This is a genomic window from Virgisporangium ochraceum (assembly GCF_016863655.1).
GTDB classification, from domain to species: domain Bacteria; phylum Actinomycetota; class Actinomycetes; order Mycobacteriales; family Micromonosporaceae; genus Virgisporangium; species Virgisporangium ochraceum.
Map to the genome: position 1 here is coordinate 33,025 of NZ_BOPH01000084.1, position 25,860 is coordinate 58,884.

General features: G+C 71.4%; 24 protein-coding genes. 11 read left to right on the forward strand and 13 right to left on the reverse strand.

All coding sequences use genetic code 11. The annotated features are described in order from the left end of the window. Nucleotides 1-1,608, reverse strand: coding sequence for an acyl-CoA synthetase (locus Voc01_RS29660; RefSeq protein ID WP_203930890.1), 1,608 nt, complete (start codon nt 1,606-1,608; stop codon nt 1-3). Between the two features lie 57 nt (nt 1,609-1,665). Between Voc01_RS29660 and Voc01_RS29665 the strand changes: the two genes are divergently transcribed. Further along, nucleotides 1,666-2,460 carry a crotonase/enoyl-CoA hydratase family protein gene (locus tag Voc01_RS29665; protein ID WP_203930891.1) on the forward strand — a complete coding sequence of 265 codons (795 nt, stop codon included), beginning with the start codon at nt 1,666-1,668 and terminating at the stop codon, nt 2,458-2,460. Between the two features lie 20 nt (nt 2,461-2,480). Then, nucleotides 2,481-3,182 (forward strand): hypothetical protein, encoded by a 702-nt coding sequence (locus Voc01_RS29670; RefSeq protein ID WP_203930892.1) that lies wholly within the window; start codon nt 2,481-2,483, stop codon nt 3,180-3,182. Between the two features lie 165 nt (nt 3,183-3,347). Here Voc01_RS29670 and Voc01_RS29675 read toward each other — a convergent pair whose 3' ends face one another. Further along, entirely contained in the window at nt 3,348-4,895 is a 1,548-nt protein-coding gene (locus Voc01_RS29675; RefSeq protein WP_203930893.1) for an acyl-CoA synthetase, read from the reverse strand. 90 nt (nt 4,896-4,985) lie between these two features. Here Voc01_RS29675 and Voc01_RS29680 point away from each other — a divergent pair, with 90 nt between their 5' ends. The 4 genes from Voc01_RS29680 to Voc01_RS29695 are packed head-to-tail and all read left to right on the forward strand — an operon-like array spanning nt 4,986 to nt 9,741. After that, the gene (locus Voc01_RS29680) at nt 4,986-5,933 is read left to right on the forward strand and encodes a Zn-ribbon domain-containing OB-fold protein (protein WP_239160570.1); all 948 of its coding nucleotides are present in this window, start codon (nt 4,986-4,988) and stop codon (nt 5,931-5,933) included. Nucleotides 5,934-5,942: 9 nt separating this feature from the next. Then, entirely contained in the window at nt 5,943-6,995 is a 1,053-nt protein-coding gene (locus tag Voc01_RS29685; protein WP_203930894.1) for a thiolase family protein, read from the forward strand. Beyond that, nucleotides 6,992-8,146 carry a thiolase family protein gene (locus tag Voc01_RS29690; RefSeq protein WP_203930895.1) on the forward strand — a complete coding sequence of 385 codons (1,155 nt, stop codon included), beginning with the start codon at nt 6,992-6,994 and terminating at the stop codon, nt 8,144-8,146. The genes Voc01_RS29685 and Voc01_RS29690 overlap by 4 nt, the downstream gene beginning before the upstream one ends. Continuing rightward, nucleotides 8,143-9,741: a GMC oxidoreductase gene (locus tag Voc01_RS29695; RefSeq protein ID WP_203930896.1), complete on the forward strand. Its 1,599-nt coding sequence runs from the start codon at nt 8,143-8,145 to the stop codon at nt 9,739-9,741. Before Voc01_RS29690 ends, Voc01_RS29695 begins: the two co-directional genes overlap by 4 nt. A 29-nt stretch (nt 9,742-9,770) precedes the next feature. On the opposite strand, the gene Voc01_RS29700 is transcribed toward Voc01_RS29695, so the two are convergent. Beyond that, nucleotides 9,771-10,997 carry a cytochrome P450 gene (locus tag Voc01_RS29700; RefSeq protein WP_203930897.1) on the reverse strand — a complete coding sequence of 409 codons (1,227 nt, stop codon included), beginning with the start codon at nt 10,995-10,997 and terminating at the stop codon, nt 9,771-9,773. 106 nt (nt 10,998-11,103) lie between these two features. On the opposite strand from Voc01_RS29700, the gene Voc01_RS29705 reads away from it, so the two are divergent. Next, nucleotides 11,104-12,249: a steroid 3-ketoacyl-CoA thiolase gene (locus Voc01_RS29705; protein ID WP_203930898.1), complete on the forward strand. Its 1,146-nt coding sequence runs from the start codon at nt 11,104-11,106 to the stop codon at nt 12,247-12,249. On the opposite strand, the gene Voc01_RS29710 is transcribed toward Voc01_RS29705, so the two are convergent. Together Voc01_RS29710 and Voc01_RS29715 are read right to left on the reverse strand one after the other, a co-directional pair. Then, nucleotides 12,233-13,303, reverse strand: coding sequence for a hypothetical protein (locus Voc01_RS29710; protein ID WP_203930899.1), 1,071 nt, complete (start codon nt 13,301-13,303; stop codon nt 12,233-12,235). The genes Voc01_RS29705 and Voc01_RS29710 overlap by 17 nt on opposite strands. Next, on the reverse strand, nt 13,300-13,623 hold the full coding sequence (locus Voc01_RS29715) for a PadR family transcriptional regulator (RefSeq protein ID WP_203930957.1): 324 nt from the start codon (nt 13,621-13,623) through the stop codon (nt 13,300-13,302). The genes Voc01_RS29710 and Voc01_RS29715 overlap by 4 nt, the downstream gene beginning before the upstream one ends. 104 nt (nt 13,624-13,727) lie before the next feature. On the opposite strand from Voc01_RS29715, the gene Voc01_RS29720 reads away from it, so the two are divergent. Next, entirely contained in the window at nt 13,728-15,302 is a 1,575-nt protein-coding gene (locus tag Voc01_RS29720) for a hypothetical protein (protein ID WP_203930900.1), read from the forward strand. 91 nt (nt 15,303-15,393) lie between these two features. Here Voc01_RS29720 and hsaB read toward each other — a convergent pair whose 3' ends face one another. The 4 genes from hsaB to hsaA are packed head-to-tail and all read right to left on the reverse strand — an operon-like array spanning nt 15,394 to nt 18,910. Further along, nucleotides 15,394-15,963 (reverse strand): 3-hydroxy-9,10-secoandrosta-1,3,5(10)-triene-9,17-dione monooxygenase reductase subunit, encoded by a 570-nt coding sequence (gene hsaB / locus Voc01_RS29725; protein ID WP_203930901.1) that lies wholly within the window; start codon nt 15,961-15,963, stop codon nt 15,394-15,396. A 1-nt stretch (nt 15,964) separates the two neighbouring features. Then, complete coding sequence (hsaC, locus tag Voc01_RS29730; RefSeq protein ID WP_203930902.1) at nt 15,965-16,864, reverse strand: iron-dependent extradiol dioxygenase HsaC; 900 nt, start codon at nt 16,862-16,864, stop codon at nt 15,965-15,967. Then, nucleotides 16,861-17,727 (reverse strand): 4,5:9,10-diseco-3-hydroxy-5,9,17-trioxoandrosta-1(10),2-diene-4-oate hydrolase, encoded by an 867-nt coding sequence (gene hsaD / locus Voc01_RS29735; protein WP_203930903.1) that lies wholly within the window; start codon nt 17,725-17,727, stop codon nt 16,861-16,863. The genes hsaC and hsaD overlap by 4 nt, the downstream gene beginning before the upstream one ends. 10 nt (nt 17,728-17,737) lie before the next feature. Beyond that, nucleotides 17,738-18,910, reverse strand: coding sequence for a 3-hydroxy-9,10-secoandrosta-1,3,5(10)-triene-9,17-dione monooxygenase oxygenase subunit (gene hsaA / locus Voc01_RS29740; protein ID WP_203930904.1), 1,173 nt, complete (start codon nt 18,908-18,910; stop codon nt 17,738-17,740). A gap of 71 nt (nt 18,911-18,981) precedes the next feature. Between hsaA and Voc01_RS29745 the strand changes: the two genes are divergently transcribed. The 3 genes from Voc01_RS29745 to Voc01_RS29755 all read left to right on the forward strand — a co-directional run bounded on the left by Voc01_RS29745 (nt 18,982) and on the right by Voc01_RS29755 (nt 21,536). Further along, entirely contained in the window at nt 18,982-20,127 is a 1,146-nt protein-coding gene (locus tag Voc01_RS29745) for a 3-ketosteroid-9-alpha-monooxygenase, oxygenase component (RefSeq protein ID WP_203930905.1), read from the forward strand. A 10-nt stretch (nt 20,128-20,137) separates the two neighbouring features. Continuing rightward, on the forward strand, nt 20,138-20,425 hold the full coding sequence (locus tag Voc01_RS29750; protein WP_239160571.1) for a hypothetical protein: 288 nt from the start codon (nt 20,138-20,140) through the stop codon (nt 20,423-20,425). A gap of 70 nt (nt 20,426-20,495) precedes the next feature. Next, complete coding sequence (locus Voc01_RS29755) at nt 20,496-21,536, forward strand: ferredoxin--NADP reductase (protein WP_203930906.1); 1,041 nt, start codon at nt 20,496-20,498, stop codon at nt 21,534-21,536. Here the strand turns inward: Voc01_RS29755 and dmpG are convergent. From dmpG to Voc01_RS29775, 4 genes are read right to left on the reverse strand one after another with little or no spacing between them, the layout of a single operon-like run. Further along, nucleotides 21,517-22,551 carry a 4-hydroxy-2-oxovalerate aldolase gene (dmpG, locus tag Voc01_RS29760; RefSeq protein ID WP_203930907.1) on the reverse strand — a complete coding sequence of 345 codons (1,035 nt, stop codon included), beginning with the start codon at nt 22,549-22,551 and terminating at the stop codon, nt 21,517-21,519. The two genes, Voc01_RS29755 and dmpG, sit on opposite strands and share 20 nt — an antisense overlap. A gap of 9 nt (nt 22,552-22,560) precedes the next feature. After that, entirely contained in the window at nt 22,561-23,430 is an 870-nt protein-coding gene (locus Voc01_RS29765) for an acetaldehyde dehydrogenase (acetylating) (protein WP_203930908.1), read from the reverse strand. Nucleotides 23,431-23,439: 9 nt separating this feature from the next. Beyond that, nucleotides 23,440-24,216, reverse strand: coding sequence for a 2-keto-4-pentenoate hydratase (locus tag Voc01_RS29770; protein WP_203930909.1), 777 nt, complete (start codon nt 24,214-24,216; stop codon nt 23,440-23,442). Continuing rightward, on the reverse strand, nt 24,200-25,822 hold the full coding sequence (locus tag Voc01_RS29775; RefSeq protein WP_239160572.1) for an FAD-binding protein: 1,623 nt from the start codon (nt 25,820-25,822) through the stop codon (nt 24,200-24,202). Before Voc01_RS29775 ends, Voc01_RS29770 begins: the two co-directional genes overlap by 17 nt. Between the last annotated feature and the right edge of the window lie 38 nt (nt 25,823-25,860).

Genomic DNA, 25,860 nt, shown 5'->3' on the forward strand with positions numbered 1-25,860 from the left:
TTACGCGGCCTCGGCCGCGTGCTCCTCCGCGTACCGGTTCGCCCAGCGGTAGTCGGCCTTGCCGCTGGGGGTCCGGGTGATCCGCTCGACGATCCAGATGCTGCGCGGCACCTTGTACCCGGCGAGCTGCCCGCGCACGTGCGACTCCAGCACCTCGCGGCCCGGAGCGGCGCCCTCGCGCGGTTGCACCAGCGCGCCGACCCGTTGGCCGAGCAGCTCGTCCGGCACGCCGACGACGATCGCGTCGAAGACGTCGGGGTGCGACTTCAACGCGCCCTCGACCTCCTCCGGGAACACCTTCTCGCCGCCGGTGTTGACGCACGTGTTGCCGCGGCCGAGCAGCGTGATCGTGCCGTCCTCCTCGATGCGCGCGAAGTCGCCCGGCATCGAGTACCGCACGCCGTCGACCTCGATCAGCAGGTCGGCGGTCTTCTGCGGGTCCTTGTAGTAGCCGATCGGCACGTACCCGCCGCGGGCCAGCCGGCCGACGACGCCCGGCGCCGCCACCTTTCCGTACTCGTCGATGACCGTCGTCTGCGGGCCGGCCATCACGCGGGGGCCGCCCTCGGTCGGCTCGTCGTCGGCGGACACGAGGCTGATGCCCATGAACCCGGTCTCCGACGAGCCGATCGCGTCGGTGACCATCACGTTCGGGAACGTCTCGCAGTACTGGCCCTTGACGATCGGCGAGAACAGCGCCGCGCTGCTGGAGATGAACCCCACCGACGACGCGTCGTAGCCTCCCTTGTGGAAGGTCTCGATGAGGGGACGGGCCATCGCGTCGCCGATGAGCACCATGACGTTGACCTTGCGGCGCTCGACGGTGCGCCAGATCTCGTCGGGGTCGAACTTCGGTACCAGGATCACGGTGTCGCCGGCGAACAGCGACGCGAGCGCCGCCCACTGTGCGTTGCCGTGCATCAGCGGCGCCAGGCACAGCCGCACCAGGCCGCCTATCTCGATTCCGCGCTTGGACTGCGCCCACTCGTCCTCCACCGGGATGCCCGTGAGGAAGTCGATGCCGCCGCCGAGCACCCGCCACACGTCCTCGTGCCGCCAGATGACGCCCTTGGGGTAGCCGGTCGTCCCGCCGGTGTAGAGCATGTAGATGTCGTCGGGTGACCGGGGCCCGAAGTCGCGCTCGGGCGACGCCGCCGCCAACGCGTCCTCGTACCCCACGCCGCCGTAGCGCCCGAAGTCGGCGTCGCTCCCGTCGTCGATGACCACGACGTTGGCGAGACCGGGAACGTCGGGCAATACGGCAGCCACCCGGTCGGCGTACCGGCGGTCGTGCACCAGCGCCACGAGGTCGGCGTCGCGGAACAGATACCGTAACTCGTTCTCGACGTACCGGTAGTTGACGTTGATCGGTACCGCTCGACACTTGTACGCGGCGATCAGGGCCTCGATGTAGTGGATCGAGTTGCGCGCGTAGATGCCGACGTGGTTACCCCGGCCGACCCCGCAACCGGCCAGGTGGTGCGCTAGGCGGTTGGCCCGCTCCTCCAGCTGTCCGAAGGTCACCTCGCTGTCTTCGCAGGCGACCGCCAGACGCTGTGGGAATTGGTCAGCCGCATGCTCGAACAGATCGGCAATGTTGGCCACCATGGCCTAGAAAGTAGAACGTGTTATCGTCTCGAACAAGCCCTTCCCGAGGAGATACTTGTGGATGCCACGTCGCAGCAGCCGCACGCCCTCGTCGAGCGGCAGGGCCCGGTCCTCATCGTCACGATGAACCGTCCGGAGAAGCGCAACGCGCTCTCCGGCCCGATGATGGCGATCATGCGCGAGGCCTGGAACGAGGTCGACGCGAACCCCGACATCCGCGCGTGCGTCCTCACGGGCGCGGGCGGCGCGTTCTGCGCCGGCGCCGACCTCAGGGCGATGACCGAGTCGCATCCGGGCGACAACGCAGGCAACTTCGACCTGTCCACGATCGAGCCGTTGCTCAAGGGCCGCCGCCTCACCAAGCCGCTGATCGCCGCGGTGGAGGGGCCCGCGATCGCCGGCGGCACCGAGATCCTGCAGGCGACCGACATCCGCGTCGCCGGCGAGAGCGCCCGCTTCGGTGTCTCCGAGGCGCGGTGGGGCCTGTTCCCGCTCGGTGGTTCGGCCGTGCGGCTGCCCCGCCAGATCCCGTACACGGTCGCCGCCGACATCCTCCTCACCGGCCGGCACCTGTCCGCCGCCGAGGCGCGCGACATCGGGCTCATCGGTCACGTCGTCCCCGACGGCGAGGCCCTGTCGAAGGCGCTGGAACTCGCCGGAATGATCGCCGCCAACGGCCCCGTGGCGGTGCAGGCGATCCTGCGGACGATCCGCGAGAGCGAGGGCATGCACGAGAACGACGCGTTCAAGCTCGAGGCCCGCATCGGGATGGACGTCTTCCGCAGCGACGACGCGAAGGAAGGCCCCCGCGCGTTCATCGAGAAGCGGAAGCCGGACTTCCGGGGTCGCTGAGCCACGGTACGCTCGGGCACTTGACGATATTCCTGACCCTCTTCCTGTACATGGCCACGCTCATCGCGTATGTCGTCGCCATCTACTTCTGGGTGTCGCCCGCGCCGCCCAGGGAGAAGATCCGGCGGGCACCGGCGCCCCGGCACGACGGGGTCACGGCGGCGCAGCGCGGTGGAGCGCGGGAGGTCTTCACCGAGCCGCAGGCGGGGCGCCGCATCCTGGCCGCGGGCGCCACGCTGCTCGCCGTGGTGTTCGGGATCATCGCCCTCCGCGTCGGGGAAATACGGTGGCTGGCGCTCGCCTGGGTCGCGGGCTTTCTCCTCGCCGCGGGGTTCCTCCTGTGGACCGGCCGCACCAACCGGCTCACCATCGCGCCGGAGGGCATCCGCCTGCGCCGGCACGACGGCGAGACGTGGCTGCCGGCCGAATCCATCACCCGGATCGATCTTCTGCAGGCCCTCCACCCGGCCCGCGACGGCGGGTCCGGGACACCCACGCGGCACTACCTGCTGATCGCCGTGGCTGAACCGGCGACGATCGGTCGGCTCTCGCGCCGCCAGCGGAGGCTCCGCAGGCACCTCGGGCAGTACGGGCGCGCCACCCGGCCGGCGGTCGTCGTCGTTCCCGACGAGTACCCGGGCGGCGTCGACCAGGTCTGTGCCGCGCTGCGCCGGAGGTTGCCCCGCGTGCCGGTCCGCTACGCCGAGACCGCCGACGCCTAGACACCCGACGCCGCGTGTGGGTCGAGGGTGGCTGCCGTGCGCCGGGTCCGTCACCGGGCACGGAGGAACATCATCGGGGCGTGATGATGTTCGTGTGTGCCCGGTCGTCGTCCGCGGGGCGGGATGACCGACCCCGTGCGGGGCGGCCGGCGGAACCGACGGCGGCTAGATCGACCGCTCGCGGTCCTTCCAGTAGGCGTCGCGCAACCGTCGCTTGTAGAGCTTGCCGTTCGGGTCGCGCGGAAGCTGGTCGGTGTAGTCGATGGTGCGGGGCAGCTTGAACTTCGCCAGCCGCCCGGTGAGGAAGGCCATCAGTGACGCGGTGAGCTCCGGCCCCGGCTCGATCCCGGGCCCGGGCTGCACGACCGCCTTGATCTCCTCGCCCCACTCGTCGTGCGGGATGCCGAAGACGGCCACGTCGGCGACGTCGGGGTGGCACAGCAGTTCGCCCTCGATCTCGGCCGGGTAGATGTTGACCCCGCCGGAGATGATCATGTCGCTGCGCCGGTCGCAGAGGAACAGGTAGCCGTCGTCGTCGAGGTAGCCGATGTCGCCGACCGTGAACAGCTTGCCCACGCGGGCCGCGCGGGTCTTCGCCGCGTCGTTGTGGTACTCGAACGTGGCCTCGCCCATCTGCATGTAGACCTGGCCGGTGTCGCCGGTCGGCACGTCGTTGCCGTCGTCGTCGAGCACGCGCACCACGGAGCCGGGCCACGGCCGGCCGACGGATCCGGGACGCCGCAACCACTCCTCGGCGAAGATCGTCGTTCCGCCGCCCTCGGAGGCGGCGTAGTACTCGACGACCACCGGCCCCCACCACTCCAGCATCCGACGCTTGATCTCCGCCGGGCACGGCGCGGCACTGTGGATCATGCACCGCATCGAGGACAGGTCGTACGCCGACCGGACCTCGTCGGGCAGGGCGAGCAGCCGACGGAACTGGGTCGGCACGAGGTGGCTGTGCGTCACTCGGTGCCGCTCGACCAGGCGCAGCGTCTCCTCCGGGTCCCACCGGTCCATCAGCACGACGGGATGGCCGAGCTGCAGCGAGATCGTGGCGAAGTTCAGCACCGCCGTGTGGTACAGCGGCGAGGAGCACAGGTGCACGTTGGAGTCGTTGGGCTTCAGCCCGAAGATCCCGAAGAACCACGTGGCGTTCGGCGGCAGCACGTCGGGGTCGGCACCGGTGAGCGGGCGGCGTACGCCCTTGGGCCGCCCCGAGGTTCCCGACGTGTAGACCATCGGCGCGCCCATCGTCCGGTCGGCGGGCCGGCCGGAGGTGTCGGCGCCGAGGTCCTCGAACGGGCGGAACCCGGGCACGGCACCGATGGCGAAGCGCGCGTCGGCGGGCAGCCCGGCGGTGTCGGCCGCCTCCACGGCGGCATCGGCGAAGCGCTCGTGGGCGATGAGGACCTTCGCGCCACAGTCCTTCAGGATGTACCCGATCTCGGCGCCCACGAGGTGCCAGTTGACCGGCACGATGTACAGGCCGGTCTCCAGCGCGGCGAAGAACGCGGCCAGCAGGGCCGCGCTGTTCGGCAACTGGACCGCGAAGCAGTCGCCCGCGCGCAACCCGGCCGACCGCAGCCCCCGGCCGATGCGGTCGGCCTCGGCGGCGAGGTCGGCGTACGTCACGATCCGGCCGTCCGGTTCGACTGCCGCGGTGCGCCGCGGCTCGCTGCCGGCGATGGCCCAGAGCCCGATGGCGGTCACGCTCGTGAATGTATAACGCGTTCTAACTGCTGACAAGGAGCCGTTCACACGTCGTTGCTCCCATGAATAGAACGTGTTTCACTATCGTGTGTGGAGACAGCGCTGAGCGCCCCGCTGACCATCAGCTTCGACTACACCCGGTCCCTGGGGCCGGTGCTCAGCCGCTTCATGACCGCGCTCGCCGAACGGCGGATTCTCGGCACCCGCGGCTCCGACGGCCGCGTGCACGTGCCGCCACTGGAGTACGACCCCGTCACCCACGCGCCGCTGACCGACCTGGTCGAGGTCTCACCCGTCGGCACCGTCACGACGTGGACGTGGGTGGAGCGCCCGATCGACGGCCAGCCTCTCGACCGTCCCTTCGCCTGGGCCCTGATCCGCCTCGACGGAGCCGACACCCCGATGCTGCACGCCGTCGACGCCGACGCCAAGGAGGCGATGCGCACCGGGATGCGCGTGCGCGTGCGGTGGGCCGCCGGTCCGGTCGGCCACATCCGCGACATCGCCTGCTTCGAACCCGGCGACAGCCCGCCGGAGACGCAACCCGTGACGGCCGGGCCCATCGCGAGTGTCACCACGCCGATCCACCTCGGCTACACGCACATGGTCTCGCCCGAGGAGACGCGTTACCTGCGCGGCCTCGCCGAGGGCCGGCTCCTCGGCCAGCGCTGCCCCGTGTGCGGCAAGGTGTACGTCCCGCCGCGCGGCGCCTGCCCGGCCGACGGCGTACCCACCACCGACGAGGTGGAGCTGTCGAGCACCGGAACCGTCACCACGTTCTGCGTCGTCAACGTCCCCTTCGCCGGGCAGCGGGTGAAGCCGCCGTACGTGGCGGCGCAGGTGCTCCTCGACGGTGCCGACATCCCCATGCAGCACCTCATCCTCGGCTGCCCGGCCGACGAGGTGCGGATGGGCATGCGGGTCGAGGCGGTCTGGAAGCCGCGCGAGGAGTGGGGCACCACGCCCGAGAACATCGACCACTTCCGGCCGACCGGCGAGCCGGACGCGCCGTACCAGTCGTACGCCCACCACCTGTGAGGCACATCCATGATTGACGTGGCCGTGGTCGGCTTCGCCGAGGCTCCCTGCCAGAGGCACGCGATCAGCACCACCAACGGGGTGGAGATGCTGGTGCCGGTCTTCCAGGAGGTGCTCGCCGCCACCGGTCTGTCCAAACAGGACATCGGCTTCTGGTGCTCCGGCTCGTCGGACTACCTGGCCGGGCGGGCGTTCTCGTTCGTCTCGGCCGTCGACGCGATCGGCGCGTTCCCGCCCATCGTCGAGTCGCACGTGGAGATGGACGCCGCGTTCGCGCTCTACGAGGCGTACGCGAAGCTGCTGACCGGCGAGGCGGAGACCGCGCTCGTGTACGGGTTCGGCAAGTCCTCGGCCGGCCACCTGCGCCGCGTCCTGGCCCTGCAGCTGGACCCGTACGTGCTCGCTCCGCTGTGGCCCGACTCGGTGAGCATCGCCGCGTTGCAGGCGCGGCTGGGCATCGAGGCCGGCCTGTTCAGCGAGCGGGCGATGGCCGAGGTCGCGGTCCGCTCCCGCGCCGACGCGCGGTCGAACGACAGGGCCCAGGTCTCCGGCGAGTCCACGGTGGACGATCTGCTCGACGCCGACTACGTCGCGGACCCCCTCCGGGCACACGACTGCGCACCCGTCGGCGACGGCGCCGCAGCGGTGATCCTCGCGGCCGGCGACACCGCGCGGCGGCTCAGCCCGCGACCGGCGTGGATCGACGGCTTCGCGCACCGGGTGGAGTCGCCCGGGCTCGGCCAGCGCGACCTGACCACCTCCGCGTCGACCGCCGCCGCCGGGGTCGCCGCGGGTGCCAGCGGCATCGACGTCGCCGAGCTGCACGCGCCGTTCACGCACCAGGAACTCCTGCTGACCCGCGCGCTCGGCCTCGGCTACGGCACCCGGATCAACCCGTCCGGCGGCGCGCTGTGCGCCAACCCGATGTTCGCCGCGGGTCTGAGCCGCATCGGTCACGCCGCCACGGCGGTCACCACCGGTCGCGCCGACCGGGCGCTCGGGCACGCCACGAGCGGACCCGCACTCCAACAGAACCTCGTCTGCGTCCTGGAGGCCCGATGAGAAGGGCAGCGGTTCTCGGTACCGGGCAGACCGACCACCGGAGCAGGCGCCTCGACGTCTCGATGGCGGGCCTGTGCCGCGAGGCGATCGACCGGGCGATGGCCGACGCCGGCGTCGACTGGCCGCAGATCGACGCGGTCGTGCTCGGCAAGGCCCCGGACCTGTTCGAGGGCGTGATGATGCCCGAACTGTTCCTCGCCGACGCCATCGGCGCCACCGGCCGCCCGCTGCTGCGGGTGCACACCGCGGGCTCCGTCGGCGGATCCACCGCGGTCGTCGCGAGCAGCCTCGTGCGCGCCGGTGTCCACCGGAGGGTGCTGGCCGTCGCGTTCGAGAAGCAGTCGGAGTCGAACGCGATGTGGGCACTGTCGATCGCTCCCCCGTTCACGATGCCCGTCAACGCCGGGGCCGGCGGCTACTTCGCGCCGCACATCCGCTCCTACATCCGGCGCTCCGGCGCGCCACGGCACGTCGGCGCGATGGTCGCGGTCAAGGACCGTCGCAACGGCGCGCTGAACCCGCACGCCCACCTGCGCCAGCCCGACATCACCCTCGAGTCCGTCGACGCGTCGACGATGCTGTGGGACCCGGTGCGCTACGACGAGACGTGCCCCTCGTCCGACGGCGCCTGCGCGGTCGTCATCGGCGACCAGGAGGCGGCCGAGGCGAGCGACCGCCAGGTCGCCTGGATCCGGGCCACCGCGATGCGCACCGAGCCCACGATGTTCGCCGGCAAGGACCACGTGAGCCCGCGCGCCGGCCGGGAGGCCGCCGAGGCGCTGTGGCGCGACGCCGGCATCACCGACCCGCTCGAGCAGATCGACGCGGCCGAGATCTACGTACCGTTCTCGTGGTTCGAGCCGATGTGGTTGGAGAACCTCGGCTTCGCCGCACCCGGACAGGGCTGGAAGCTCACCGAGTCGGGCGAGACCGGCCTCGACGGCGCGCTGCCGGTCAACCCGTCGGGCGGGGTGCTGTGTTCCAACCCGATCGGCGCGTCGGGCCTGCTGCGTTTCGCCGAGGCGGCGATGCAGGTGATGGGGCGCGCCGGGGAGCACCAGGTCCGCGACGTCGACACCGCCCTCGGGCACGCCTACGGAGGCGGGTCCCAGTTCTTCTCCATGTGGGTGGTCGGAAGGAGTCCCCGATGACGAGCCGCCGCACGCTGCTCCAGGCCACCGCTCTCGGCGCCATCGCGAGCCAGGTCCCGCTCGCCGCCGTGGGAGCGGCGCCGTCCCTCGTCGGCAAGACCGCGGTGGTGGTCGGTAGCGGCTTCGGCGGCGCCGTCGCCGCCTACCGCCTCGGCCGGGCCGGCGTGCAGACGACCGTGCTGGAACGCGGACGCCGTTGGGACGTCAATGCCGCCGGCACCACGTTCTGCACGATCAGCAACCCCGACTGGCGGTGCGCCTGGTTCGCCGACCGGCCGCCGCTCGGCATCGACGTGAGCCGGACGATCCAGCGCCGGGCGGGGCTCATCGCCACCCATGCCGGCGACGGCATCAAGGTCCTCAGTGGATCCGGGGTCGGCGGCGGGTCGCTCGTCATCGGGATGTTCCTGCCCCAGCCGCGCCGCGGCGAGTGGACCCAGGTGTACCCGGCCGAGCTCAGCTACGACGAGTTCGACTCCGTCTACTGGCCCCGGGCGCGGCAGAACCTCGGCGCCGCGACGATTCCCACCGACATCCAGAACACGGCGCAGTTCAAGGGCTGCCGGGCGTGGCTGGAGTACATCGCGGAGTTCGGCCAGACGCCGGTGCCGATCCCGTTCGCGGTCAACTGGGACACGATCCGCAAGGAGATGACCGGGCAGGCGCCGAAGTGCCACTCGATCGGCGAGGGTCCGTACGGCAGCAACTCCGGCGCGAAGAACAGCGTCGACCGCAACTACCTCCAGTGGGCGGCGGCCACCGGCAACGTCACCACGCTGGCGCTGCACGAGGTCACCGAGATCCGCGAGGTGTCGGGGCAGGAGAGGTTCGAGGTCCGCTGCCGGCAGATCGACGAGTACGGCACGGTGCTGTCGACGCGGACGTTCGTCTGCGACTACCTGTTCCTCGCGGCCGGGTCGGTCTACACGACCTCGCTGCTGCTCACCTCCCGCGCCCGGGGCGGCCTGCCCAGGCTCACCAACGCGAACGTCGGCAAGGGCTGGGGGAACAACGGCGACTTCCTGGTCGCCCGGTTGAACCTGCGCAAGGACGTCGGGTCAGCACAGGGCGGGCCGGGCAACGTGAAGTTCATCGACGACCAGAACCCGTTCGCCGTCGCGTCGATGGCCTTCGAGAGCGCGCCGGTGCCCACCTGGTTGCCGAAGACGACCGCGCACCTGGTCACCAGCCTCGCGCCCGAACGCGGCGAGATCCGCTACGACGCCGCCACCGGCGCCGGCAGGGTGTACTGGCCGTACGGGGTCATGGAGACCACGTCGGAGAAGGCCGCCCGCGACCTGGTGACCCGCCTCTGGTGGAGGACCGAGGGCAGCAAGGGCCATCTCTTCAGCGGTCTGCCCGACTACGACCGCGGCACCGGCTCGGGGCTCGGGTCGGCGAACACCTGGCACCCGCTGGGCGGCATGGTGATGGGGAAGGCGACCGACTTCGGCGGCCGGGTGGTCGACTACCCGAACCTGTTCTGTGTGGACGGTTCCACCCTGCCCGGCTCGGCCTGCCTGTCGAACCCGGCGCTGACCATCACCGCCAACGCGGAGCGCATCATGGACCGGTTCGTCGCCGGCCGGGCGTGAGTGGTGGGGGGGCCGCGGCCCCCACCCCTTCAGCGGTAGGCGACCGGCAGGTCCTTGATGCCGTTGAGCCAGCCCGACCGCAGCCGCTCCACCTCGGCGGCCTTCCGGATGTCGGGCATCCGGTCGGCGATCGCGTTGAAGATGAGCTCGATCTCCAGCCGGGCGAGGTTGGCGCCGAGGCAGAAGTGCGCGCCGCTGCCGCCGAACCCGAGGTGCGGGTTGGGCGTGCGCATGATGTCGAACGTGTACGGGTCGGTGAACACGGCCTCGTCGTAGTTGGCCGACCCGTAGAAGATGGCGACCCGCTGCCCCGCCCTGATCTCCTGGCCGGCGAGCACGGTGTCGTGCTTCGCGGTGCGCTGGAACACGTTCACCGGCGTGGCCCAGCGGATGATCTCCTCCACCGCGCTCTTCGGCCGCTTCTCCTTGAACAGCTCCCACTGCTCGGGATGGTCGAGGAAGGCGAGCATCCCGTGCGAGATCGCGTTGCGGGTGGTCTCGTTGCCCGCGACCGCGAGCAGCAGCACGAAGAACCCGAACTCGTCCGACGACAGGTGCTCGCCGTCGAGCTCGGCGTTGACGAGCTTGGTGACGATGTCGTCGGTCGGCGCCTCCTTGCGCTCCTCGGCCATCGCCATGGCGTACGCGAGCAGTTCCATCGCCGCCGACAGCGGTTCGACGTCGTACTCGGGGTCGTCGTAGCCGATCATCTGGTTCGACCAGTCGAAGATCTTCTTCCGGTCGGTCTGCGGGATGCCGAGCAGCTCGGCGATCGCCTGCAGCGGCAGCTCGCACGCCACGTCGGTGACGAAGTTGCCGGTGCCGGAGTCGAGCGCCTCCGACACGATCCGCTCGGCCCTCGCGGTGAGCGCCGCGCGCAACGCGTTGATGGCGCGCGGGGTGAAGCCGCGGGAGACGATCGCCCGCACCTTGGTGTGCTGCGGCGGGTCGATGTTGAGCATCACGAGCCGCTGCATCTCGATGTTCTCGCGGTCCATGTCCGACCGGAACCGCACGATCGCCGTGTTCTCCCACGACGAGTACGTGTCGGAGTCGCGCGACACCGTCATCACGTCGGCGTGCCGGGTCACCACCCAGTACCCGTCGTCGTCGAACCCCGCGGCGCCGTGCGGCTGCGCGTTCCACCACACGGGCGCGACGCGGCGCAGTTCCGCGTACTTCTCGTGCGGCAGACCGTGAACGAGAATGTCCGGATCGGTGAAGTCGAATCCCTCCGGGATGTGCAGCTCAGCCACGGCCCCTCCTGACGGAACAGGTTCTCACGCATAGGCACTCGTCTTAGGCTAACCCGCGTGCTTCCATATAGGAACACGTTCTACTTTCTGTGAGAGGGGCGGCCACGTGGGCACACCGGTGATCGTGGAGGCGGTGCGCACTCCGATCGGCAGGCGCGGTGGCTGGCTCGCCGGTCTGCACGCGGCCGAGCTGCTCGGTGCGGCGCAGCGTGCGCTCGTCGAGCGCGCCGGCATCGATCCTGGTCTGGTGGAACAGGTCCACGGCGGCTGTGTGACCCAGGGTGGCGAGCAGTCGTCGAACGTCACGCGCACCGCGTGGCTGCACGCGGGCCTGCCGTACGGCACCGGCTGCCTCACCCTCGACGCGCAGTGCGGGTCGGCCCAACAGGCCGCGCATCTCATCGCCGGGCTCATCGCGGCCGACGCCATCACGGTCGGCGTCGCGTGCGGGGTCGAGGCGATGAGCCGGGTGCCGCTGCGGGCCAACATCGGCGTCGACGCGGGCACACCGCGACCCGCGTCGTGGAGCATCGACCTGCCCAACCAGTACGTCGCCGCCGAGCGCATCGCCACCCGGCGCGGGCTGTCACGGTCCGATGTGGACGCCTTCGGCGTCCGGTCGCAGGCGAACGCGGCGCTCGCGTGGGCGGAGGGCCGCTTCGACCGTGAGGTCGTCCCGGTGACGGCGCCGGATCCCGACGGCGGCACCACGACCGTCACCCGCGACCAGGGGCTCCGCGACACCACGATGGAGGGCCTCGCCCGGCTGCGCCCCGTGCTCGAGGACGGGCTGCACACCGCCGGCACCTCCTCGCAGATCTCCGACGGTGCCGCGGCGGTGCTCCTGATGGACGCCGACCGGGCCCGCGCGCTCGGTCTCACGCCCCGTGCCCGCATCGTCTCGCAGTGCCTCGTGGGTGCCGAGCCGTACTACCACCTCGACGGACCGGTCGCGGCGACCTCACACGTGTTGAGGACCAGCGGCATGAAGATCGACGACGTCGACCGGTTCGAGGTGAACGAGGCGTTCGCGTCGGTGGTGCTGTCGTGGATGGGCGAACACCGCCCCGACGAGTCCAGGGTGAACGTCAACGGTGGCGCGATCGCCCTCGGTCACCCCGTCGGCAGCACCGGCGCCCGCCTGCTGACGACCGCTCTGCACGAGCTCGAACGCTCCGACGGCGGCACCGCGCTCGTCACGATGTGCGCCGGCGGCGCGATGGCGACGGGCACCATCATCGAGCGGATCTGACGGCCACCCCGTCGCGACCGCCGACGGCGGCGGCGAGCAACGCGGTCAGCGCCGACGCGCAGCCGAGGAGGAACACCCCCGACAGCGCCGGTTGCCCGAGCCACTCCCACATCGGATGCCACGACGGATGCGACTCGTCGGCGTGGTGCCGCGCCATCGACGTCACCCCGAGCACCGTCGGCCCCCACCACAGGAGCATCGTGAAGCCGAGCATGACCCGCTGGAGGGCGTCGGTCCACCCACCCTGCGTGCGCCGGCTGGCCCAGCCGAACACCAGGAACGCGACGAACGCTCCGGCCAGGCCGCCGGCCGCTCCCGCCGGGTAGACGGCGATCGGCGTGACGGGCTGGAACGTCACCGAGACTCCCGGCCGGACGGACGGGTCGGTGTACATCTCCAACCGGAACGCCGTGTCGCCGCGCCGCGCCGCCACGACGACGGTCTCCGGTGGGGTGGTGGTGGTCGGGTGGACCGTCCAGCCGTGTGCCGCCAGGTTCCGCCGGGCCAGCCCGGCCAGTTCCGGCACGGACGGCACCGGTCCCCCGACGAGTTCCCCTCTCGTCTCAGCGAGCGTGTACTCACCGCCGTCGACCAGCAGCAGCCCGGGTACCAGGTCCCGGCTCAACGGCTGCCCGTACATCGTGAAGGTCGCCGGCGGGGTCACGAAGCCGGTGAACCGCAGCCCGGGAAGGATCTCGGCGGTCGTCGCGACGGCCTCCGCGGGGCCCGGTGGCGGCGGTGCGGTCTCCCACGCGGCGCGGGTGGCGAACGCGGCGCCGAACAGGCCGCCGATCGTCGCGACGAGCAGCGCCCACCCGACGACCGACCGGCTGGCCGGGCGGCCCAGCCGCGCCCGCAACCCGTGGCGGAGCAGGTCGAGCGCCTCCCGCACGGTCGGGCGGGTGCGCCCGGGCGGGGACGCGTCGAGGAGCGCGCCGAGCAGTTCGGCGCCGCGGTCACGGCGGTAGGACCGCGGATAGGTGACCAGGAGCCGGCGGTACCGGCGGGCCAGCCGGTCGGTGTCCGTGCCGGCCGGGCGCGTGCGGCCGGTCATGACGCCGGCCTCGGCCGGAGCCGCCGCAACCGGGCCTCCGCGGCGGTGGCGAGCTGGCGCAGCCGCGCGGTCTCCGCGGTGACCGCGGCGAGCCCCTCGGCGGTGAGCCGGTAGTAGCGCCGTAGCCGACCGTCGACCTCCTCCTCGCGGTCGGGCTCGATGAGGCCCTCGGCGACGAGCCGGTCGAGCGCCGTGTAGAGCGTGCCGGTGAGCAGGCGCACCCGCCCCTCCGACAGCTCGTGCACCTCCCGCGCGATGCCGTAGCCGTGCCTGGCCTCGCCCGCGAGCGTGGCGAGGATGAGGAACGTCGGTTCCCGCATGCCCTTCACGCCCCGCAAGATAGATTGATGATCAAGCTATCGTCAACCGGGAGTGCGGCCGCGTGGCAGACTGCTGGGTCGGTACCACGAACAAGGGACGGAGCTTGTCCACCACGCACGGCAACGCGGAACCCGAGCTGCGGTTCCCCTTCAGCGACCGGCGTCTCCTCGCCGTGCTGGTGACCCTGGCCACGGCCCTGTTCACCTTCGCCACCCGGCTGCGGCTCAACGAGAAGCCGTGGGGCGACGAGCCCCACTACCTCATCATGAGCATCGCCTTGAGCAAGTACCACACGTTCGACCTCACCCAGGCGTACGAGAACCGGGACTACTGGGACTTCTACCCGGAGAACATCGACAAGCACGTCTTCCGCAACGCCGACGGCGCCATGGTGCCGCTGCACAACTTCGGCGGTCCGCTGGTGTGGGCGCTGCCGTTCGACTGGTGGGGCCGGGCCGGTGCGGCGGCGGTCATCGTGCTCGCCTCGGTGCTCAACGTCATCAACATGTACTGGTTGCTGCGCGAACTCGGCATCGTGAAGGCGTACGCGGGGGTCGTCACGGCGCTGTTCATCGTCGGCACCCCGCTCTACATGTACTCCTCGATGCAGTTCATCGAGCCACTCGGCGCGTTGCTTGTCGTGTTCGCGGTGCGGGTGGTGCTGCACCCGGAGCCGTCGTGGGCCAGGGTCGCCGTCGCGTCGGCGGGGCTCGGCTACCTGCCGTGGATCCACGGCAGGTTCATCGTGTTCACCGTGATCCTCGGTGTGCTGCTGGTCGCGCGCGCCGACCACCGGTCGTGGCGCGCCTACCTTCCGGCCGTCGTGCCGATGGCGGTGCTCGTGCTGGCGCTGGAGCTGTTCAACTTCATCAGCTACGACACGCTGAGCCCGGCGCCGGGCAACTCCGCCTACGGCGACGGGCTGTTCCAGATCCCGCCGTACACCGGGCTAGCGGGGCTGTTGTTCGACCGCCAGTACGGGTTGCTGAGCCACTTTCCGCTTCTCGCGGTGGCGGTGCCGGGAATGGTGCTGGCGTTCCGGCGTCGCGTCCTGCCCAGCCATGTCGTGATCCTGGGAACCGTGGTGGTGTACGTGCTCACCGTGTCGACGTTCAAGACGTGGTGGGCCGGCTGGAGCCCACCGGGCCGGCTGCTCGTCGTCCTGACGCCGCTGTTCGCGTACTACGTGGCGGTGGTGCTGCAACGGCTGCACTCATGGATCGCCGTCACGGTGGCCGCGCTCGCCGCGCTGGGCGGCTTCCTGGTCTCGGTCACCGGCGACTACTACACGGTGGCCCGCTTCGCCACGAGCGCCGGCGTCGGAAAGGACCCCGTGCTCGAGGGCCTCACCGAGCGCCTGCATCTGGGCAACCTCACGCACCTGCTGCCCTCGGTGCGCGAGACACCTGACTCCGGCTTCTACCTCCTCTGGTACGGCGAGTTCCTGATTTTCGTGGCGATCGTGTGGCTCGCCGGCCACTTCCGCCCGGCCGACCGCATCCCCACGCGTCCCGCGTCGGCGCTGTTCCCCGTCGTGGGCGCGCTCCGCCGGCGGCTGCGTCGTTCGTCTTCCGCGGAAAGCGTTGTGGTGACGGGCGTGAGGGCGCCTCCCGTGCCCCAGTCCCACGGACAGCACGGCGGCCGCCGCTCCACTCCCCCACCCCCCGACACCCCCTGACCCCCTGACCGCCATGGGCGATCTTGGACACTTCTACATCGATTTCGATGCATAAGTGTCCAAGATCGCGAGGAGCGGGGCGGGGCCCTGGTCAGATCCAGTCGGTGTGGCGGGGCCACGCGAGCAGCGTGTCTGCGACCTCGGGCGGATCGTGGGGCGACAGGGCCGCGGTCGCGGTGTAGCGGCCCTTGTAGAACAGCAGGGGGCGCGCGTCACGCACCGGGCCGAGGTCGGTCACCAGCCCGATGACCACGCGGTGGTCGCCCGCGTCGTGCACCGCCTCGACCCGGCAGGCTGCCCACGCCAGCACCCCGTCGAGCACCGGCGCACCGGATGGGCACGGCGTCCACCCGACCCCGGCGAACTTGTCGCCGCCCCGCGTGCCGAACGTACGCGACAGGTCACGCTGGTCCTCGGCCAGCACGTTGACGCAGAAGTGGCCGGCCCGCTCGATGCTGTGCCCCGTCGCCGAGGCGTTGCCGGGGCAGAACAGCACCAGCGGCGGGTCGAGCGACAGCGCCGCGAACGCCTGGCAGGCGAAGCCCACGGGCAGGGCTGTATCGCCGGTGGTGTCCACTGTGGTCACCACGGTGACGCCGGTGCAGAAGTGACCGAACAGGCGGCGGAACCGCAGGGGGTCGACCACGCTGTGCTTCAGCATCTCAGTGCGCGGGGCCGCGCAGGAACTTGTGTCCCCACACCGTGTGTGCGGTGGTCTCGCGTGACACCCAGGTCGCGGAGTCGACCAGCAGTCCGCCGGTGCCGTATTCGATGTCGAACCCGCTCGGCGTGCGCAGGTAGAACGAGATCATGTTGTCGTTGGCGTGCCGACCGAGCGTCGACACGAGCGGCGCCTTGTTCCGCTGGCACCGGTCGAGCGCCCGCCCGACGTCGTCGATGTCGTCGACCTCGAGCATCACGTGCACGATGCCGGTCGGTGCCGGGATCGGCGCGAACGCGACGCTGTGGTGCCGCACGCCGGGTCCCATGAACCGCATCCACAGTGGACCGTCCTCGGCCGGCCGGCCGAACAGCTCGGGCGGCAGGCGCATCGTGTCGCGCAGTTGGAATCCGAGCAGCCCGCCGTAGAAGGCCAGCCCGGCCGCGTCGTCATCGGCCGACAGCACCACGTGGCCGAGGCCGCCGTCGCCGGTGACGAACCGGTTGCCGTAGTGGCTCACCGCCGGCCGGTCGTCGAGCGCGGCGCCGGTGAACAGCTCCAGCGTGTTGCCGAACGGGTCGTCGACGCGGATCAGTTCGGCCACCCGGCGCTCGGCGAGCTCCTCCGCGCTGGCCTGCTTCGTGGCGACGCCCGCGTCCTCCAACGTCTTCCCGATCCGGGCGAGCGACGCCGAGTCGGACACCTCGTACCCGCAGACGAGCAGGCAGTCCCGCTCCCCCGGGACGATCACGAGCCGGGCGGGGAAGTCGTCCATGCGCAGGTACAGCGCGTCGGGATCGGGCCCGCGTCCCAGCACCATGCCGAGCACCTTGACGGCGAACGAGCGCCACGCTTCGAGGTCCGTCGCCTCGACACGCAGGTACCCCAACGAACGGATCATCCCCGGTCCCCTCCCAAGAAGCTGATCGCCAGACGGTTGAAATCGTCGAACTTCTCGAGCTGCGCCCAGTGCCCGCAGCCGCCGAACACGTGCAGCCGGGCCTTGCGGATGAGCTTGAGCGCGACGAGCGCGCCGTCGAGCGGGTTGACCCGGTCCTCGCGGCCCCAGATCAGCAGCACCTCGTTGCGCAGCCGGTGCGCCTCGCGCCACAGCATCCCGTCTTCGAACGTCTTCGGGTCCCTGAACGTGGCGCCCATCGCCGCCATCGCCTTGAGCGCGGCGGGGTCGCTGGCGTAGGCGTAGCGCTCCTCGATCAGTTCCTCGGTGATGAGCCTCTGGTCGAAGACGAGGGTCTTCAGGAACGCGGCGAGCTTCTCGCGGCTCGGGCCGGGCGGCGCGCCGAACTCCATGAGGCGCCTGGTGCCCTCGGTCGGGTCGGCCGCGAACACGTTGAGGCTGAGGCCGCCCGGCCCCATCAGCACCAGGCGGCCGGCGCGGTCGGGATGGCGCAACGCGAGCCGCACCGCCGTTCCCCCGCCGAGCGAGTTCCCGATCAGGTCCGCCTTCTCGATGCCGAGCGAGTCGAGCACCGCGACCACCGCGTCGGCCGCGAACGTGAAGTAGTGGCTCGTGACCGGGCCGACGGCCGACCGGCCGTACCCCGGCTGGTCGATCGCGAGGGTGCGGAACCGCTCGGCGAACACGGGCACGTTGCGGCCGAAGTTGCTCCACGCAGACGCGCCCGGCCCGCCGCCGTGCAGCAGCACCAGGGGCGGGTCGCCGGAGTCGCCCGCCTCGTGGAAGTGCACCTGCCCCTCGCCGTACGGCACGGTGCGGCTGGTCGCTTCGAACACGGTCGTCATGCGAATCTCCTCACACCATCGCGTCGGCGACCGACAGCCCGAACTCGCCGCGGCCGAACATCACCAGCGCCCGCTCGGCGTCGTTGATCGCGTGCACGCGGCCCGCGTGCGCGTCGCGCCAGAACCGCTGGATCGGCGTGCCGACCGCGAGCGCGCGTCCGCCGGAGTTCTCGAACAGCCGGTCGACGGCGTCGATCGCCTGCGCGGTGCCGTGCACCTGGTCGCGCCGGATGCGCAGCCGCAGCCGCATCGGGATCTTCTCGCCGGCGGTGACGTGCCCCATCAGCTCGCGCATGTTGCCCTCCAGCGCGCGCCACGCCGCGTCGAGCTCGATCGCGGCCTCGGCGACCTTCACCTGCGAGAACGGGTCCTCCACCGCCTTCGTTCCGGCGTAGGCGGCGCGCACACGCTTGCGCTGGTAGTCGACGTGCGCCTCGTACGCGCCCTCGGCCATGCCGATGATCGGGGTGGTGATCGCGTAGGAGAAGATCGAGCCGTACGGGATCCGGTACAGCGGACCGGTGTTCAGCTCCTGCCCCGGGCACACGCACTTCGCCGTGTCGGAGAAGCTGAGCGACCGGTACGCGGGCACGAACGCGTCCTCGATCACGATGTCGTTGCTGCCGGTTCCCCGGAGCCCGATCGTGTTCCAGACGTCCTCGATCACGTAGTCGCCGATCGGCACCAGGAACGTGCGGAAGTCGGGCGGCTGGCCGTCGTCGCCCATGACGATGCCGCCGAGCAGCACCCAGGTGGCGTGGTCGCAGCCGGACGAGAAGCTCCACCGTCCACTGAGGCGGTAGCCGCCCTCGACGGCGCGCACCTTGCCGGTCGGCGCGTACGACGAGGACATGCGCGTCTCCCCGTCGGCGCCCCACACGTCCTGCTGCGCGTGGTCGGGGAACAGCCCGAGCTGCCACGGGTGCACGCCGACCACCGACGCCACCCAGCCGGTGGAGCCGCAGGCGCCCGCGATGAGGCGCACGGCCGTGTAGAAGTACATGGGATCGGCCTCGAACCCGCCGTACCTGGCGGGCTGCAGCAGCCGGAAGAACCCCGTCTCCGCCAACGACTTCACGGTCTCCGCCGACAGGGCCCGCCGGTCCTCGGTCTCCTGCGCGCGCTCGCGGAGCACAGGAAGCAGCTCACGAACCCCTGCGATCACCGCATCTGGTGAGTTCATCGGATGTCCTTCCACGACGCCTGCGTCGACGCCTATAGTAGAACACGTTCTAGTTGAGCGGGAGGGGTCTCATGAGCGACCGGGACACCGTGCGGACGATCGACCAGGGTGCGCCACCGACGCGGTACGCCCGCGGCTGGCACTGCCTCGGCCTCGCCGACACCTACCGCACCGGGGGGCCGCACGCGGTCGAGGCGTTCGGCACCAAGCTGGTCGTCTTCGCCGACTCGAAGGGCGACCTGCACGTGCTCGACGCGTTCTGCCGCCACATGGGCGGCGACCTGAGCATGGGCACCGTCAAGGGCGACCAGGTCGCCTGCCCGTTCCACGACTGGCGCTGGGGCGGCGACGGGCGCTGCGCGCAGGTGCCGTACGCGCACCGCGTCCCGCCACGGGCCCGCACGCGGTCATGGCGCACGCTGGAGGAGAACCGGCAGCTGTTCGTCTGGAACGACCCGCAGGGCGCGCCGCCGCCGGCCGACGTCGTCATCCCGCGCATCGACGGCGCGTTCTCCGGCGAGTGGAGCGACTGGACCTGGGACTCGGTGCGCATCGAGGGCGCCAACTGCCGCGAGGTCGTCGACAACGTCGTCGACATGGCGCACTTCTTCTACATCCACTTCGCGTTCCCGACCCGGTTCAAGAACGTGCTCGAAGGGCACATCGCGTCGCAGTACCTGGAGACCCGCGCGCGTCCCGACATGGTCGGCGCGTCGGCCTACACCGCGAGCACCGACATCACGCTACGCTCCGACGCGTCGTACTTCGGGCCGTCATACATGATCGACTATTTGTGGCACGACTACCACGGCATGACCGTCGAGTCCGTCCTCATCAACTGCCACTACCCGGTGACACCGACGTCGTTCGTGCTGCAGTGGGGCATCATCGTCAAGACGCTGCCCGGCCTCGACGCCGAGACGGCCGACAAGGTAGCGCGCAAGATGGCCAAGGGCATCGGCGTCGGCTTCCTGCAGGACGTGGAGATCTGGAAGCACAAGAGCCGCATCGACAACCCGCTCCTGTGCGCCGAGGACGGCCCCGTGTACCAGCTCCGCCGCTGGTACGACCAGTTCTACGTCGACGTCGACGACATCACCGAGGACATGGTGGCCCGCTACGAGTTCGAGGTCGACACCAGCCGCGCCATCGAGGCGTGGGAGGTCGAGGTCGCCGAGAACCTCGCCCGCAAGCGGGCCGCGGCAGAACAGTCATGAAGAGGCAGTCATGAGCAGACCGGAGACGCTCGCCGACCAGCGGCTGTATCTGGAGGACGGGCTGCGGCAGCTGGCCTGCCACGGCTGCGGGGCGCTGGTGCGGGTGAAGAAGACCAGCCCGCAGCACACCAGCATCCAGTGGAGCACGCGGGCGGTGCGCGAGTGCGCGGAGTTCGCCACCCGCGTCGCCCTCGGCGAGACCACGGCGCTGGTCGACGGCTGCACGACCCTGCGCGAGACCATCGAGCGGGCGGTGCGCGAAGGACGCCTGGAGGCGAAGGCCGCGAGCAGCGCATGAGCGAGCCTCGCGAGCGAATCATCAACTCAGGGCGTTGCGAATGGCTCGCGGAGCGAAGCGGAGCGATCGCATGAGCGCCCGCCAGCCGTACCACAGCGTGCCGGTCAAGGACGTCGTCGTGGAGACCGCCGACGCCGTGTCGCTGGTGCTGGCCGTGCCGCCGGAGCTGGAGGGCGCGTTCGCCTACCGGCCCGGGCAGTTCCTCACGGTCCGGGTGCCGCACGCCGACGGCGGCTCGGTGGCCCGGTGCTACTCGCTGTCGAGCACGCCCGGCATCGACGAGCACCTGAAGATCACCGTGAAGCGGGTCGTCGACGGGCACGCGTCGAACTGGATCTGCGACACCCTCACCCCCGGCGCCGTCCTCGACGTGCTGCCGCCCGCTGGCCTGTTCACTCCCTCCACAGTGGACGGTGACCTGCTCCTGCTCGCCGGCGGCAGCGGCATCACGCCCGTCATGTCGATCCTCAAGGCGGCCCTCGCGGGCGGCACCGGTCACCTCGCGCTCGTGTACGCCAACCGCGACGCCGGGTCGGTGATCTTCCGGGACGAGCTGCAGCGCCTCGAGACCCGCCACCCCGACCGGCTGCGGGTGGTGCACTGGTTCGACGCGGCGCAGGGCCCGCCCACGGCCGCCGGCCTGGGTCCCGTGCTGCGCCTGTACGCCGACCGCGACGTGTACATCTGCGGCCCGGAGGCGTTCCTGACCGTGGCCCGCGCGGCGCTGTCCGACCTGTCCGTACCCGGCCGGAGGATCCACGTGGAGCGCTTCTCGTCGTTGCTGGAGAACCCGTTCGAGCCGGTGGCCCCCGTGGAGGCCGCCGGGGGTACGGACCACACCGCCGAGGTCACCATCGACGGGCAGACCCACACGCTGCCGTGGCCGGCGAAGAAGCGGCTGCTCGACGTCATCATCGACGCCGGCCTCAACCCGCCGTACTCGTGCCGGCAGGGCATCTGCGGCGCGTGCGCGTGCCGCATCCTCGACGGCGAGGTCGAGCTGGTGAACAACGAGGTGCTCGAGGAGGAGGACTTCGCCGACGGCTACACGCTGGCGTGCCAGGCGCTCCCGGTCACCGGCACCGTGACCGTCACCTACTCTCCCGAGTGAGCTCGAGCGCGATGTCGATCAGCTGGTCCTCCTGGCCGCCGACGAGCCGCCGCTGCCCGGCCCGCACGAGGATCTCCGCGCCCGACACCTTGTACCGCTCGGCGACCGTGTACGCGTGCTTGAGGAAGCTGGAGTACACGCCCGCGTAGCCCATGATGAGCGCCATCCGGTCGAGGAGGCACTCGTCGGGCATGGTCGGGCGCACCACGTCCTCCGCGGCGTCGACGATCGCGAAGAAGTCGACCCCCGTGCGGATGCCGAGCTTGTCGCACACGCCGACGAACGCCTCCACCGGCGTGTTGCCGGCGCCGGCGCCGAACCGCCGGGTGCTGCCGTCGATCTGCGTCGCGCCGGCGCGGGCGGCCAGCACCGAGTTGGCGACGCCGAGGCCGAGGTTCTCGTGGCCGTGGAAGCCGACCTGCGCGTCGTCGCCGAGCTCCGCGACGAGCGCCGCGACCCGGTCGCCGACCTCGTCGAGCACCAGCGCGCCCGCGGAGTCGACCACGTAGACGCACTGGCAGCCGGCGTCGGCCATGACACGCGCCTGCTTCGCCAACGCCTCCGGCGGCGACGAGTGCGCCATCATGAGGAACCCCACGGTCTCCAGGCCGCGTTCGCGGGCGAGGCCGAAGTGCTGCACGGAGATGTCGGCCTCGGTGCAGTGGGTGGCGATGCGGCACACCGCGGCGCCGTTGTCGGCGGCGGCGAGGATGTCGTCCTTCACACCCACACCGGGCAGCATGAGGAAGGCGATCCTGGACGCGCGTGCGGTCGCCACGGCGACCTTGATGAGCTCCTGTTCGGGCGTGTGGCTGAACCCGTAGGTGAACGAGGAGCCGCCGAGGCCGTCTCCGTGGGTCACCTCGATCACCGGGACCCCGGCGGCGTCGAGCGCCGCGACGACGGCCCCGACCTCGGCGGCGGTGAACTGGTGGCGCTTGGCGTGCGAGCCGTCGCGCAGCGACGAGTCGGTGATGCGCACGTCGAGGTCGGCGGAGAAGCGGCGGGGAAGCATGGGAGTCTCCTAGAGGGCGCGGGCCAGATCCTCGCCTACCCGGGTGGCGGCAGCGGTCATGATGTCGAGGTTGCCGGCGAAGCTCGGCAGGAAGTCGCCGGCGCCGGTCACCTCCACGAAGATGCCGACCCGCAGGCGGTCGCCGACGATGTCGAACTGCGGCTCGCTCGTCAGCCGGTACCCGGGCACGTACCGGGCGACGTCGGCGGCCATGCCGACCACCGAGGCCGCGATCGCGTCGGTGTCGGCGCCGGGGTCGACGGCGCAGAAGACAGTGTCGCGCATGGCCATCGGCGGGTCGGCCGGGTTCAGCACGATGATCGCCTTGCCGCGGCCGGCGCCGCCGAGGTCCTCGATGCCGCGGGCGGTGGTGCGGGTGAACTCGTCGATGTTCGCGCGCGTGCCGGGCCCGGCCGAGCGCGAGGCCACCGACGCGACGATCTCGGCGTAGCTCACCGGTGTCACCCGCGACACCGCGTACACCATCGGGATCGTCGCCTGCCCGCCGCACGTGATGAGGTTGACGTTCGGCGCTCCGAGATGCTCGTGGAGGTTGACGAACGGCACCACCGCCGGGCCGACGGCCGCCGGGGTGAGGTCGACGGTCCGGATGCCCGCCTCCGCGTAGCGCGGCGCGTTCGCGCGGTGCACCGACGCCGACGTCGCCTCGAACACGAGGTCGGGCAGCGGATCCTGGGCCAGCAGCCAGTCGACACCGTCCACTGTGGTCGCCAGCCCCAGGTCGGCGGCGCGGCGCAGGCCCGGGCTCGCCGGGTCGATGCCCACCATCCACCGCGGCTCGACCACCTCCGAGCGCAGCAGCTTGTGCAGCAGGTCGGTGCCGATGTTCCCCGACCCGACGATCGCCGCCGTCACCATGAGCACCCCTCACACGAAGCTGATGGACACGTCGCCCAGACCGGTGAACGACGCGGTGAACGCGTCGCCGGGCCGCGCGTCGACCGCACGGGCGCACGCGCCCGGCAGGATCACGTGGCCGGCGCGCAGCCGCACCCCGAACCGGGCCACCGTGCGGGCCAGCCACGCGACCGCGGTGGCCGGATGCCCGAGCACCGCGTCGGACCGGCCGCGCGCCACCTCCTCGTCGCCGCGCCGCAGCACGGCGTCGATCGCGCGGACGTCCACAGCGGACGGTGGGACGCGCGCGGCGCCGAGCACGAACCCGGCCGACGACGCGTTGTCGGCGATGGTGTCGGCGAGGCGGATCCGCCAGTCGACGATCCGGCTGTCGATGAGCTCGATCGCCGGCGCGAACGCCTCGGTGGCTTTCAGGACGTCCTCCTCGGTGCAGCCGTCGCCGGGCAGGTCGCGGCCGAGGACGAACCCCACCTCGACCTCGACGCGCGGGTAGCAGTACCGCGCCGCCTCGACCGGAACGCGTTCGTCCACCCGCATGTCGGCCAGCAGGTGCCCGTAGTCGGGCTCGTCGACGCCCATCATCTGCTGCATCGCCAGCGACGACAGCCCCACCTTGTGGCCGACCACGGGTCCGGTCCGGCGGCGGATGTTGTGGAGCTGGATGCGGTACGCGTCGGCCGCGTCGAGCTTCGGGTATTCGTCGGTGATGGGCCGGACCGGCGTGCGGTCGCGCTCGGCGGCCCACAGCCGGTCGGCCACTGTGGACAGTTCAGTGTCCGTGAGCATCCGGGGCTCCCAGCTGACGCCCGGCCCGGCGGCCGGAGAACACGCAGTCGGCGAGCGACAGCCCGCTGACGTAGGAGTTCGAGCACACGCCCACCGCGTTGCGCCCGGCGGCGTAGAGCCCGCGGATCACGGTGCCGTCGGCGCGACGCACCTGCCCGGTCTCCTCGTCGACCATCAGCCCACCGAGGGTGAGCATCGGCGCCGGCTGGGCCATCCGGTTGCGGATGGAGCAGTCGATGAGCGAGTACGGCGGGTGTTCCAGCGCCCGCACGAACTCCGGCGCCTTGCCCGCCGGGTCGGGCTCACCGGCAGCCGCCGCCCCGTTGTACGCCTTCACGGTGAGCGCGAGCGCGTCGGCGTCGACGCCGACCTTCGCGGCGACCGCGCTCAGCGTCGGCGCGCTCACCCGGTCGACCGACAGCAGTGACCACGCCTGCAGCCGTTGGAACCACAGGGTCTGTGCGCGGATCTGCCGCCGCGCCTCGGCCAGGACGGTGCTGTCGACCAGCAGCCACGCCTTCGCGCCGTCGCTGTGCAGCACGGCGTCGCCGATCGTCGCGCCGTAGCGGGACTCGTCGCAGATCCGCCGCCCCGCCCGGTCGACCAGCACGCCGTGCAGCAGCGCCGCCGGCGGCGTGATGAACCGCCAGATCGTCAGCCGGTCGAGCCGGGCCGTCGCGGCGCCGGCGTCGACGCCGAGCCGGATGCCGCTGCCGTCGTCGCCCGGCGTTCCCAGCGGCAGGCCACCCCGGTACAGCGGCGCGTGCTCGCGCAGCATCGCGCGGTTGAACACGAACCCGCCGGCCGCGAGCACCACTCCCCGGGTGGCGGAAACCCTGATGGGACGGGCGTAGCGGCGCTCGATCGACGCGACCCGCTTGTGCAGCAGGCGGCCGAGGGCCGGCACGTACAGGCCCGGCTTCACCGAGTACCGGTGCAGCACGCGGTGCGCCAGGCGGGCCCACGCCGGCGCGTCGCGCAACGTGCTGGCCTCCACCCCGGTCACGCGGCCGGTGCCGTCGGTGAGCACCCGCACCGCGCTCGTCTGCGTGAGCACCCGCACCCCGCGCTCCCGGGCGGCGGCCGCGAGCCGCGCGTAGAACAGCTTCCCGGACGTGCCGTGGCCCCGGGTGCGGTGCCCGCGGGCGGCCGGCGGGGCGACGTCACGGAAGGACAGTTCGCTGCCCGAGGCGTACAGGTAGTGGCGGTTCGTGGGGTACGAGGTCTTGTACGGGCACAGGCTCGGCTCGAACGGCACGCCACGCTCGGCCAGCCACGCGATCATGTCGACGCTGCCGGCGCTGAACCGGCGCAGCGTCTCCTCCGACACGGCGTCGCCGACCTCCTGCCGGAGGTAGTCGCGCATCGCCTCCGGGGTGTCGTGAACCCCGGCCGCCTCCTGGACCGCCGTTCCGCCGCCGGCATAGACCACGCCGCCCGACATCGCGCTCGCGCCACCGCCGGCGAACCGGTCGAGCACGAGCACGTCGGCGCCCGCCTCGCGGGCCTCGATGGCGGTGCAGGCACCCGCGGCGCCGAACCCGACGACGATGACATCCGCGGTGACGTCGGCAACATCCGTACGTTCGCTCAGGTCCTTGTCCACGTGCCCTCCATCCATTGATAGCGGCACCCGGAAAACTA